This is a genomic window from Shewanella sp. MM_2022_3 (genome assembly GCF_022557375.1).
In the GTDB taxonomy this organism is placed as follows: domain Bacteria; phylum Pseudomonadota; class Gammaproteobacteria; order Enterobacterales; family Shewanellaceae; genus Shewanella; species Shewanella xiamenensis.
This window is the reverse complement of record NZ_JAKZGV010000004.1, coordinates 20,227-32,366: the sequence shown is the minus strand read 5'-3', so window position 1 is coordinate 32,366 and position 12,140 is coordinate 20,227. Positions and strand designations below refer to the sequence as shown.

Annotated in this window: 12 protein-coding genes; 3 read left to right on the top strand and 9 right to left on the bottom strand. The window is 47.7% G+C overall.

Going from position 1 to position 12,140, the window contains the following annotated elements; genetic code table 11:
- Positions 1 to 38: 38 nt before the first annotated feature.
- The 8 genes from MMG82_RS03740 to MMG82_RS03705 form a co-directional block, all read right to left on the bottom strand.
- Positions 39 to 674, bottom strand: coding sequence for a paraquat-inducible protein A (locus MMG82_RS03740; protein WP_203432428.1), 636 nt, complete (start codon positions 672 to 674; stop codon positions 39 to 41).
- A gap of 104 nt (positions 675 to 778) precedes the next feature.
- Positions 779 to 1,969 (bottom strand): HD-GYP domain-containing protein, encoded by a 1,191-nt coding sequence (locus tag MMG82_RS03735; RefSeq protein WP_037428357.1) that lies wholly within the window; start codon positions 1,967 to 1,969, stop codon positions 779 to 781.
- A gap of 217 nt (positions 1,970 to 2,186) precedes the next feature.
- Positions 2,187 to 2,429, bottom strand: coding sequence for a hypothetical protein (locus tag MMG82_RS03730; protein ID WP_037423962.1), 243 nt, complete (start codon positions 2,427 to 2,429; stop codon positions 2,187 to 2,189).
- 7 nt (positions 2,430 to 2,436) lie between these two features.
- Complete coding sequence (locus MMG82_RS03725; protein WP_037423964.1) at positions 2,437 to 3,174, bottom strand: DNA-binding protein; 738 nt, start codon at positions 3,172 to 3,174, stop codon at positions 2,437 to 2,439.
- A 15-nt stretch (positions 3,175 to 3,189) separates the two neighbouring features.
- A complete protein-coding gene (locus tag MMG82_RS03720; protein WP_037428350.1) occupies positions 3,190 to 3,732 on the bottom strand; it encodes a hypothetical protein in 543 nt (180 codons plus the stop codon).
- Positions 3,729 to 4,412, bottom strand: a complete 684-nt coding sequence (locus tag MMG82_RS03715; protein ID WP_047535525.1) for an energy-coupling factor transporter transmembrane component T — start codon at positions 4,410 to 4,412, stop codon at positions 3,729 to 3,731. Before MMG82_RS03715 ends, MMG82_RS03720 begins: the two co-directional genes overlap by 4 nt.
- The gene (locus MMG82_RS03710; RefSeq protein ID WP_173944716.1) at positions 4,402 to 5,766 is read right to left on the bottom strand and encodes an ATP-binding cassette domain-containing protein; all 1,365 of its coding nucleotides are present in this window, start codon (positions 5,764 to 5,766) and stop codon (positions 4,402 to 4,404) included. The genes MMG82_RS03715 and MMG82_RS03710 overlap by 11 nt, the downstream gene beginning before the upstream one ends.
- Before the next feature lies 1 nt (position 5,767).
- Positions 5,768 to 7,951, bottom strand: a complete 2,184-nt coding sequence (locus MMG82_RS03705; RefSeq protein WP_047533775.1) for a TonB-dependent receptor plug domain-containing protein — start codon at positions 7,949 to 7,951, stop codon at positions 5,768 to 5,770.
- Positions 7,952 to 8,370: 419 nt separating this feature from the next.
- Here MMG82_RS03705 and MMG82_RS03700 point away from each other — a divergent pair, with 419 nt between their 5' ends.
- Positions 8,371 to 9,729 (top strand): isochorismate synthase, encoded by a 1,359-nt coding sequence (locus tag MMG82_RS03700; RefSeq protein WP_037428343.1) that lies wholly within the window; start codon positions 8,371 to 8,373, stop codon positions 9,727 to 9,729.
- Positions 9,730 to 9,753: 24 nt separating this feature from the next.
- Here MMG82_RS03700 and MMG82_RS03695 read toward each other — a convergent pair whose 3' ends face one another.
- Positions 9,754 to 10,479, bottom strand: a complete 726-nt coding sequence (locus MMG82_RS03695) for a transporter substrate-binding domain-containing protein (protein ID WP_047533787.1) — start codon at positions 10,477 to 10,479, stop codon at positions 9,754 to 9,756.
- Between the two features lie 229 nt (positions 10,480 to 10,708).
- Between MMG82_RS03695 and MMG82_RS03690 the strand changes: the two genes are divergently transcribed.
- Together MMG82_RS03690 and MMG82_RS03685 are read left to right on the top strand one after the other, a co-directional pair.
- Positions 10,709 to 11,368, top strand: coding sequence for a 7-cyano-7-deazaguanine/7-aminomethyl-7-deazaguanine transporter (locus MMG82_RS03690; protein ID WP_037423985.1), 660 nt, complete (start codon positions 10,709 to 10,711; stop codon positions 11,366 to 11,368).
- Between the two features lie 98 nt (positions 11,369 to 11,466).
- Entirely contained in the window at positions 11,467 to 11,934 is a 468-nt protein-coding gene (locus MMG82_RS03685; RefSeq protein WP_172589762.1) for a GNAT family N-acetyltransferase, read from the top strand.
- The last annotated feature ends 206 nt before the right edge of the window (positions 11,935 to 12,140 follow it).

Below are 12,140 nucleotides of genomic sequence, written 5' to 3'. Positions count from 1 at the left end.
AAAGGGCATACGGAACCTGCTGTATGCCCTTTGATTGACTACAGAATCGGTGTTGGACGACGCACTAAGTAACCACTGGCGATGGAGAGGATGCAATAGGCGGTAAAGAAGTAGAATCCGCTCTCAAACTCCGCCTTGGTCTTTAGCATTTCACCCATACCGCCCGAGGCATTACCCGCCAAAAAGGTAATGATCAGAGCCACCACAAACACATCGGCCATCGACCATTTCGCCAGCGCAGACACTAGATGATGAATACGCCACTGCAGCGCAATCGAACTCACGGTTTGTTGTACCAACATTAAGCTGAGTTTTACCGCAGGGATAATGATACTAAACAGCATCACCAGTCCTGCAACTAAGCCATTGCCAGTATTATATAATTCGGTGACTGTGCTCCAAATACTACGGGTTTGCTGCAATACTTGGACCTCACCTTTAAGGTTATTTAGCCCCAGCAGGCCACTAACCATATTCAACATGCCGCGGGCACTGTCGCGCCCCGAGTCTTCATCGAAACTTTGGGCAACCTGCTCAATCCCCTGTTCGGCTAATTTGGCCTTATTTATGCTGCCGTTAAGGCTCAAAATGGGCTGAGTTACGCCGGGAATTAACAACGCCAAAGACAGCAGAATAACGAGAATGGGAAGGAGAGATTGACGAACACTGTTCATAACTGAGCCCAAAGCAAACTTTCACCCAGTGTAAGGCTTTTGGCGCAGCGGGGGCAATGAATGGCACTTAAGATCTTGGTAGATATCAAGTGCAACTTGGGCAATCAATAAAAGGGTGATGGATCTATATCTAAGGAGCTTGGCGATACGCCTCGCTCAATGTGAAGGTCTGATTTAAGAAGGTCTACCATGGCGACTTCAGTGTAACGCTTTGCTTTTAGAGAATAAAAACACTTCACAATTGGATGTAATGCATCTCTATCCTTGGAGGTCCAAACAATACCAACTCGACCATCGGACAATTCGACTAAAGAGCCTACAGGATATACACCGATACAACGAATAAACTCATAAACCAGCTCTTGATCTAAGTGAAATGGCGTCAAGCTCAGTAAGATCTTAAAGGCGGCCGCAGGACTCATGGCCTCTTTGTAGCAACGCGTCGCGGTTAAGGCATCAAATATATCGACAATACAACTCATCCGACCGTGGCGAGGTATCTCATCTCCCTTTAATCCCCTTGGATAGCCCCGCCCATCTAATTTTTCATGGTGCATTAGGCAGATATCTTTACTTATCTGCGACAACCCTTTGGTTTCATTCATTATTTCAAGTGCATATACTTGATGCAACTTCATATGCTCGAATTCTTCAGGCGTGAGCTTGCCCGGTTTATGCAGGACTTTATTGTCAACCTTAATTTTGCCAATATCATGCAAAATGCCGCCCACCGCCATTTCTCTTAACATAGCGCGGTCGAGTTTAAGGTATTTACCGAAAGTAACGAGCAGGAAGGCGACATTCACTGAGTGCTCTAACAGATAAGCATCTTTAGTGCGCAGTGCTGACATACACTTTAGGGCGTCTTCATCCAACAACACTGACTCAATCATGCTGTCAGCAAGTGCTTCAAAAGGAGCGACTTCAATCGCTTTACCCTCGAATGTTTCTGAGAGTACTTTGCGAATGAGATCCTTCGCTTCGGTCAAAATGACCTTCGCCTGCGCTTGTTGCTTCTCACGGGTCAGTAGGGATTTTTTAACTTCTGATAGGCTATCGTTGCTGGCTTTACGTTTAAAACCACAATGTTCAGCCGAACGCTCCGTATCGACCCAAACATATTTGATGCCACTCTTTGATAATTTTAGAATCGAGTCCTTGTGCTTGATTTGTCCAGCATTTGCAATTGCCAACCGGCCCTGATCATTTCTGTCAATTGCTGTGACAAACATTCCCAACGTCAATTTCGACACTGGCAATTTGATTAGGTCAACCGATTCTGCCGACTCACTCATACTAGCAACCCCAAGGCATAGAGAATATTACTGCTATCGACTACGTAACATGCCGCACTATTGGGCGCACGATGCCGTTGTTTACTTCCTGGAAGTATAGGACAGTATAACGCGCATTCTATGCTGAGGAAGATAAAAGCACCATATGCTTTGATGATTAGCATCAAAGAACAAGACAAAAACCTAGTAGAATCCTATGCCATTACTCAAGAGCGAGCTAATCGTCTAATAATATAGCACTTTTTAATATTACACATTCGAAGCTTGCCACCATCCAACGGCGATATTGGCAGTTATAGCAGGAATGAAGATCATCATCTATCTGCTCATCTTCATCATCTGGAGCAAAATGAGTGCACAACCGCGCCGCCCGCCTTGCTTCTGAATATTGCTGTAAACCCACCCGAAAAATCCAACGTTCAGTCTCATATTCAAACAGTTTGAGTAACTTTTGATCCATTCCCACCTCAATAGTCCTGCAAGGCTTGCTTGCCAGCATTACGCCACAGCTCACCGTCCTTCGCGACTAATAAAACAAATTGATGTTCAAGATAGACAGCTTTTACTTTGCCTTTGAGTTGGACTTTTTCGTCTGCGGCCAAGCGGTATTTATCGGTACTCATCACCGCATCCAAGCCGGTTTGTTCGAGGATATCGGCCACAGGTAGCTCAAGGGAAACCTCTTCAAGTTGACCGAGTTTGATTTGGCCCTTCACTCGCCCATCATTGCCCATTAACCGCAATCCAAGCCCAGCCAAAGCACCAATCACACCTTGACCAGTACCACCGTGCTCAGTCAGATGAATCTGTAACTGCTCAGCAAGCTGATAGGCGGCCGCTTTGGTAATGACTTCACGCTTGGCTCTGAGCCCAAAGTCTATCAGCGCGTTCACATCATAGTCGGAATCAACATCCAAAATTGCAATCCCAGGATCTGCCTTAGGTGCAGATTCAGCCACCAGATGCGCGACCGCCAGACGATAGATCTCGGCCTGTGATAACGGCGACTGCAACGCAAAACACATAGCGCTATTGTGGGAGGTGTAAGGAATATCAGGATGCACAAATAATTGGTGCCGCGTCACAAAGGAAGCCTTGCCACCCGAGTTTTGCGCGAGCAAATGTGCAATTTCCTCAGCTATCTCGCCTGTGCCTTTAGTGCCAATGTCGTCGGTATCATCGATACAAATAAGCCAATTTTTCATCGGTATTCCTAGCAGTTAAAACTTGTCACGGTGGAGGAGGTCATGGGCCTTAAGCCTATGCAGCACGGGAGGCACCAGCAGGGCACCTAAGGTGGCAAAAAATCCGCCCTTAAGCACGCTAGCACCCCATTGGATCAGTACAACATCGAGCGCCATGCCCGCCAGCGCATTGGTCAGAGCCACCTTGACCGCCCAGGCCATACAGCCAACAATGCCTAAAATCACGCAGCGCCAGTGCAGGCTTAAGGTGAGAGGTAGCAACAAGGCCACCAGATCCATCGCAATAGCAGGTAAGATAAACTTCAATAAAATCATTGGGCCGCCCTTACCAACACCGAGCGCCATCGCGACTAGCCCTGCAACACCACCACAGGCAATCATGCTGCCAAAACGCCCAAGTACGCCGTAGCAAATCAAATAGAAGAAACTCATCAAAAACATGCTATGGCCAGAAATCCCGAGCTTAAGCCTTAACATACTCGTCAATGCCACCAGCAAAGTGGCGCAAAAACCAATAAACAGCGAGTCCTGCAAACTCAGAGGAAGTTTTTTCTTCATTTTTTGTCTCTCGGTGAGTGCCAATGGGTGACACGCGTACGCTTGCCAAAGTGACGACTCTGGGCCGCAACCGCCATCTGGCGAGATAATTTAAGTAATTGGATTAATACAGGAAACAGCACGCAATACACTAGCTCAGGCCAATTTTTAGGATTTCGCAGCGCCTTAGGGGTAATATGCGCGCCTCGCAGACATTGGATCTGGTAAATCTCGCGCACTTCGTCCGCCATATAGGGCAGTAAACTCAAAGATGCGGCCACCACAAAGGCCCATTTGCTCGGCAAAAATGCACTTAATACTTCGCCAATGCGCTCGGGCGCCGCCGTGATACACAACCACCAGCCGGGGATAGTCGCTAAAATAATGCGTCCCACCACCACGGCGCCTTGGGCGAGGTGATCAACGCCATAGAGCAATAAATAAAGACTTAAAGTAATCGTCAGTTGAATCACACCGAGTTTAACCACGCCCATAATACTGCCCCGGCGCGCTAAGCCATGGAGCACTAGCAAGCCATTCACGGCCGCCAGCGGCAGCAATAAATCGGCGGGCAATACAAAAGCGCAGGCGGAAAGTACGCAGACGAAAAACAGCGACAGCGCGCATAGCGTAGTTTCTTGCTTCTCGCGACTCCAACGCCGGCGGGCACGTAGTCGCCATCGACGACAACTAACCCACATAGCGCTCCTCCATCAGAGTGTCTTCCGTCAACAACCCATTGTGTAAACTGAGTTGCCGAGACACGGCACTATGCACGACTACTCTGTGACTACTCATTAAAATGGCGCAACCTTGCGCACTGAGGCGCCTGAGCAGATACCATACTTTGCGATAGTACTCTTTATCCATGCCCGCGAGTGGATCATCGAGTAGCAACACCTTAGGTTGCAAGCAGGCTAATGATGCCAAGGCAATAAGATGCTGTTGACCGTAGGACAACTTATGAGGCGACTGTTCGGCCAGCGCACTCAATTCGAGATCGAGCAGCATTTGCTCGGCACGCTCTTTAGGCAGTTCGAAACGATTCAAACTAAACTGCATCTCGGCCAGCACGCTGGTTTCAAACAGTTGTCGACTCGGCCTTTGCAGCAATAACCCTAACTCGGCGCCGTACACACCGAGTTTAGGTTTACGGCCTAGCACCTTGAGTGGCAAACGCTGCTTTAAGTGCAGCATGCCCGCGATGGATTTTAAGAGGCTAGTTTTACCCGCACCATTATCCCCCACTAAGGTCACTATCTCGCCGGCGTGCAATTCAAACCCTTGTGGACAGCTAAACAAGGGCTGACAACCATCGAAGCAGAAATCAAACGCCTCGGCGCTCACCTGTACTTTGCCTAAGTGATGTGTACTTCCCCAAGCTCTCACTGGCGCTTCCTGCACGGTGGCATCGCTGACGGTATATATCCCCTCGGATAAACGGCCTGCCTCTAATTGCCAATAATGCTGGATAATCTCGGCAAAGGCCGCCGCATTATGTTCCACTAACACCAATGCCATGCCTTCGGTAATTAGATTACGTAATACCGCTAACAACTCACTCACGCCATGGTCATCGAGCTGCGCCCATGGCTCATCGAGCAAGAGTAAATGCGGCTCACACACCAACTGTGCGGCAATCATCAAACGGTATTTTTGACCGAGGGAAAGGGTGCTGACTGGGGTGTCGAGCCGTAAAAACAGCCCGACGCGTCGCAGCGCTAACTGCACTTTAGGTAACATATTCTCGGCGGGGATGCCGAGATTCTCTAAGGCGAAGGCGACTTCGGCGCCCACTGTTTGCCTTAGTAGCTGGGTTTGCGGATCCTGCATCACTAAGCCAGTAACCAACTCGGGGTGACGCCAAATATCGCCCTCATGCGGGCGATTCTGTACGCCCGCCAGTAGATTTAATAGACTCGATTTACCCGAGCCCGTGGGCCCACTCACACAATGGCATTGGCCTGCGCCAATCGAGAGATTAAGCTCCTGTAAAACCGGGGCTAGCTGGCTGCCATAGTTAAAGCTGACACCGTCGAGCTCGAGTAATTTCATCTTAAATCTGCCAGTTCACACCCACGAAGAACTGACGGCCAGCCTGAGGCAGGGCTTCACTCTGGTAGTAGTTCTCATCCAATAGGTTAGTGGCACGCAGATACACGTCTAACTTATCGGTGATCAGCGGCTGCACTAAGTTGATATCCACTAAGGTGTAATTATCCAACGATTGCTGTTGATACTGGTTTTGTCCGTTTACCTTCACCTGAGTCGCATAAACCTGATCGAGGATACGTTCCACATTGAGGTGGACTTGTGTCTCGAATGGGAATTCATAGCTCATTTGCCAGCGCAGTTGGTGACGAGGACGGTATTGCAGCGCATCTAAGGTATCATCGCCTTCCATTTCTTTTGAATCTAAGTAGCTGTAGGAGAAGCTCAGATCCAAATGTTCAATCACATGGTTATTAATTTGAAAATCAATCCCTTTGAACTCATAGCGCCCCATATTTTGGTAGAAACCCGCAGTATCTTTGGCAATGTAGTTCTTCGCGTCCGTGTAATAACCGTAGAGCGAGAAGTCGGTGCTGGCGGGTAAGTTTTGCTCTAAACCCAACTCAACATGCTTAGACTCTTCTGCTTCTAAATCACGGTTACCCGATGATTGCGAGTACAAGTTCACCATGGAAGGGAAACGGACTTTACGTGCCACACTTAGGCTTAAACGTGAATCGGGTACCACTTGCCAGTAGCTAGATGCCATTGCCGAGTAATTATCATCCGTGCCATCAGAGGCATCGAGTGAATGGAAAGCTCCACCTAAGGTAACGCCATAGTTGTGCTCAGATTGATACTGATATTCGGCTGCCGCAGTATATAACCATGCAGAATCATTTAGGTTTTCAGCGCCACCAGAACCGCCACCGCTACCATTGCCGCCGCCAGAACCTGTTCCACCGCCGCTTCCAGTACCACCGCCAGAACCAGTTCCGCCGCCGCTTCCAGTACCACCGCCAGAACCTGTTCCGCCGCCGCTACCAGTGCCACCGCCGGAACCTGTTCCGCCACCACTACCAGTGCCACCGCCAGAACCTGAACCAGTGCCCGAGTTATTCCCCGTACCACTACCAGTATTGCTGGAGTATGTGTCCACTACAGACTTCCAGCTCTGCTCTTCAGCAATCACAGAGGTGGTTAACAGCCCGGCCTTATGAAAATCAGTGATCAGCTGTAAATTGACCCCTTGAACCACGGAGCGACCGTCTTGAGTTTGCGTTAATGCCAAATAAGTTTCATCGGCATAAGCGGCTTCTAAGGTATCGCTTTGATTGTGATAGCCAAAACCTCGCAGGGTAAAAGTATCGTCGAACTGATGGGCTAAGCCGAGCTGGAAGGTATGTGAATCGTAATCGTCGGTGCGCTCATACTTAAGTTTGCCACTGCCAGTTCCATCACGGGCAGGTTTGCCCCATTCGCCATTACGCAGTGCCGCGTTGGCAATCAGTTGGGTCTTATCCGATAACCAGTAACTACCTTGGGCATAAACGTTGGTGACTTCTTTATCTGAGTTGGCACGCAGTTCACCGTCTTGATATTTGGTCGGCTCGAAATCGTTCGACATCGGGAAACCATCGGTCTGTTGACGGCTAACACTCACTAATCCCTGCCAATCATCACCCGAACCTGCGGCGCTGATGTCGCCATTAAAGGTATTGTCTTTACCCGCTTCTACACGTCCAGACAAGGCGGGCGCAGTGCTGCCTTGCTTAGTAATAATATTGATCACCCCGCCGGCACCGCTTGGGCCATACAGCACTGAAGTCGGGCCGACCGACACTTCAACCGAGGCAATTTGGCTGGTTGGGATCACGCTTGGGTCGAACTGCCCATCGTCGGCACTGCTCATGGGCACGCCGTTTACCAACAGAGTGACATGGCGGGTCTTAAAACCACGGATATCGACCCTAGGGGTGCCATCACCACCCACACGGATATAAACCCCGGGCACATTCTTCAGCACTTGGTCTAATGTCTGCGCACCCAAAGCACGGATTTCGGCCTCATTGATGCTCCAATGAGTGGTCGCCAATTGCTCCGCATCGGCGCCTTCGCCATGGACGACAATCACTTCATTCACATTTAGCAGGGGATCGCGGGCGATTTCATCGGCGTGAGCCGTTAAACTGAGCCCAATCGCTAACGCTAAGGACGACACTCTAAAAATCGTTTGTCTGGTAATCATATTATTGTTGTCATACAGGAAATTTAAGATGTGCTCCCTATTGTGGTCTTAGATAATTCCGTCTCAACCAAAAAAAAATTAAAAACCAACCCAGATCGACTAATTACGGCAAATGGAACACGCCTTTAGTCACAAAGAGACAAAATGTCCAACACTGCCAACGGTATCGACAAAAAGACCCATCTTGGTCACATTTTTTTGCGTCTTAAAATGAGACTATGGTAAAAGTCACACACTCATGGCTTGCTTCTTGACACTGACGGCCTCGGCCTTTAATTTGAGCGAAAGATTCTTATTTACACGCTCTAATCAACTTGGTGTAAATGACTTTAAAAAGAATGCATTAACCTAGTTCATATTCACCGCTGAGAACCGGAACTTCAGCCACTACCTTCATTCCGTTATCTTTGGAGTTTTACTTGCCTGCTCATGCCCTGTCTGAAGACCTTAAGTCTCTCATCGACAAACTCATTCAAATGAAACAGGTTCCAGCGTCGGAGCCGATAGTGCAGCTATCTTTAACGACTGTCTCTATTCCTTTGATTTCATGGTTGGCGTCACAAACTCAGTATCCACGCATCTACTGGCATGGGCGTGACAAAATTGAAGAAGTTGCAGCCATAGGTGCTTGTAAAGACATAAAATTTGAAACTGGCGTCCAGGATAACGAGCTGGCCAGTGTTTACGAACGGCAACGTGTTTTATCTAGCAATCCAGACATTCGATACTATGGCGGTGTAGCCTTTGACCGCAGCATTGAATCTTGGCCTGAGTTTGGTAATAGCCGATTTGTACTACCCAGAATCGAGTTTAGACGCAGTGCGGATCAGTTTAGTTTGCGGGTAAATCTTAATTTTGCCGATAACAATCCTATCGATGAGATCGACCTTGCGATTGCCGCTATTGAAGCGGTTATGCCAGCACGCCCCTTGGCGCCACCCAATAAACTCACCCTAGTGAGCCGCCAAGATATTCCGGACTTTCCTCGTTGGAAAACCTTAGTCGAACAAGTCGTTGAGCCTGAATTTAATCAAGATACGCCCAAGGTCGTTCTCTCACGTTTGACAGAGCTTAAGGTTAACGAGCAAGTTGATCCTTGGATGGTATTAGCCTGCTGGCAAGGCCGTAACCCCAATAGCTTTCAATTTGGATTCCAATTTAGCCCTGAGCGTACTTATATCTCCTGCTCCCCAGAGCGCTTATTTCGTCGTCGTCGGCAACAATTGTTTACCGAGGCATTAGCGGGCACGACAGTTCGCGGATTAAATAAAGAAGAAGATGTGGCACTAGCCAATGCGCTGCTGGAAGACAATAAAAATAGTGTTGAAAATCAGCTTGTTCGCCGTCACATAGTCAATATGCTCACGCCTTTGAGTCAGTATGTCGGTGCAGAAGAAGCGGCCACAATCTTTAAGTTAAATCATATTCAGCATCTGCACCGCGCTATTCGTGCCGAGTTAAAGCCTGGCGTGAACGATTTTCAGCTGTTACAAGCACTGCATCCTACACCCGCGGTGGGAGGCCTCCCTAGAGAATCTGCAATGAAGTTCATTCGCCAGCGGGAAGGCTATATGCGAGGCTGGTACGCTGGTGCTTGCGGATATTTTAATCAAGATGAGAGTGAGTTTTCAGTCGCCATCCGCAGTGCATTGATTGAGCCAGGTAAAATTAATCTGTTTGCGGGTGCGGGCATTATTGCAGGTTCAGATCCCGAGGCTGAGTGGCAAGAGCTAGAGAATAAACTTGCAACGATAATGTCGATTCTGATTGAGCTATAAACATTTAACACTGATGCCGAAACATTAAAACCCCTTTGCTTTGGTCTCAGTGTAAAGCCTATCCTGCTCACCGGAGTCAATGATTTTTTTATGTTCAATATCAAAATGTTGCTTTAGCATTTGTCCTTTTTCGGTATTGGCAAAGGCAAAAAAAGTTTCTGCATTTAACACGCCTTGGATAATCACAAACGTTTGTGGCGCCCTCAGTTCAGGAATGAGCGCCCCCATATTCTTTTTGTAATCCAGTACTGCATCGATTCGTCCCGCATTTACACTATTGAGCATACTCAGCATGTCGCTACTTTCTTCGTAAAACATCGGTATGGAGGTCAGCATATTGTAACGATAGGCCAGCATGGCTTGGACTCTCTTATGGGATAAACTCTCCATCCCAGCCCAAGTTGCTGCAATTTGAGGCGTTACTGCGGCATCAATTGAATCAAGCTCAACGGCATTTTCACTCAGTAGGCTATTTTTCACATCGCCTTTGTACACGCTGAGAACCATATCAACCCGTCCGCTTTCAATCAGATATAAGGTACGAGCAAAAGGCATAAACTGCACATCGACCTGCCATTCCGGTGATGGAAAGACACGCCTGAGGAGATCAAAGTAGTAACCCGTCTCATCAGGATTAGCAAAACCTTCCCAAGAGGCTGTGACAAGATGCACCACGACCGGCTTATTGGGAGTCGCGAAAGCACATAAACTCAATAAGCTAACACACAAGGCGGCAAGAAATAATCTCATCGGTTTCTCCTAACATTTCTTAGAAAGTGTAGGACAATTTCGATCCCTATGCCTTAGGTTTGCGCAGTATTCGCGGCTAAATTGCTTGGAATATAAACCGTAAGCTTGCATCTTCAAACATGGTCACTATAATGGCGGCCCGATTTCAGCACGCTGGAACGGGATAAAATAACAGCAGACGATTTAGCGGGTTCCCTCACCCCGCCCTACACAACTAAAAAGGCCACATATGTTAATGTTAACCCCTGCGCAGCTTCGCCGCGCACTCCTGCTATTAGTGGGATTTCACATACTGATTATTTGCCTAAGCAACTACTTGGTACAACTGCCGTTTCAATTGTTTGGTTATCACACCACTTGGGGCGCGTTTAGTTTTCCTTTTGTTTACCTTGCAACCGATCTAACGGTGCGCATTTTTGGACAAACACCCGCTCGAAGCATCATCCTCAAGGCCATGGTGCCCGCACTGATGATTTCCTATGTTATGGGAGTCGTATTCCATCAGGGTAGCTTCCAAGGGATGGACTCCTTAAGCCAATGGAACACCTTTGTGTTTCGTATTGCGTTTGCCAGCTTTGCGGCTTATTTGATTGGTCAGCTGATGGATATCACTGTATTCGCCCGTCTGCGCCAGAGCCGTTCATGGTGGGTCGCGCCTGCGGCATCGACGATTGTTGGTAATTTAGTCGATACCTTAGTGTTCTTCAGCATCGCTTTTTATGCTTCAACAGACAGCTTTATGGCCGCCAACTGGCCTGAAATTGCCACTGTCGATTACAGCTTTAAATTGCTTGTTAGCCTAGGGCTATTCTTACCCGCCTACGGTGTGCTGCTGAAAGTGTTACAAGACAAGATATTGCAAACCAGCCCACAAAAATCATTTTCCTGATTAACCCAACTGGCCAGACCTGTTATAATTTGAACAGTTTTTATTCGGCCCCAATGCGTTTGATACGCTATTGGGGCTGATTTTTGTGAGAGAAAATTATGTATTCAATTGAAATCAAAGCAATCACAGCTCTGACTCCCGAGTTAGCCATACAACTCATCGAACTAAGTAAGCAAATTCCTGAGCTCGACCGTCCCTTGACGCCTGACACCTTAACGACACGGCTTTCAGGCAAGACTTGCTTGATTCTCCTAGCCTATGTGGAAGGCGAACTGGCGGGGTTCAAGCTGGGATATGAACAGGAAAAAGGGATTTTTTACAGTTGGTTAGGTGGCGTTGCGACAGACTTTAGACGTTTAGGATTAGCACAAAGCCTACTGGAATACCAAGAGAAATGGGCCAGCCTCCAAGGCTATAACCATATTCAGGTTAAAACCATGAATCGTTTCCCTGCAATGCTCAATCTATTGATTAGAAACCAATATTTAATTACCGAGCTAAATGCAGATCCCCAGAGTTTGATCAACCATAAATTACATTTAAGCAAGTCTATTGTGGCGGCATAAATATACCATAGATAAAAATATGCATTTTTTGCAATAAATAGCTTGCAAACACAATTGAGAATGATTATCGTTAACTTGCGTTCCAAAACTCATCTTTAACACCGATGACTGGTAATCTGACGTTGTTAAAGTGCTCCTGAGTTTGCAAGCACGACATTGCTCACACACTCTTTTGTGGCCGGATTCATCATCCGGCTTTTTTTTTT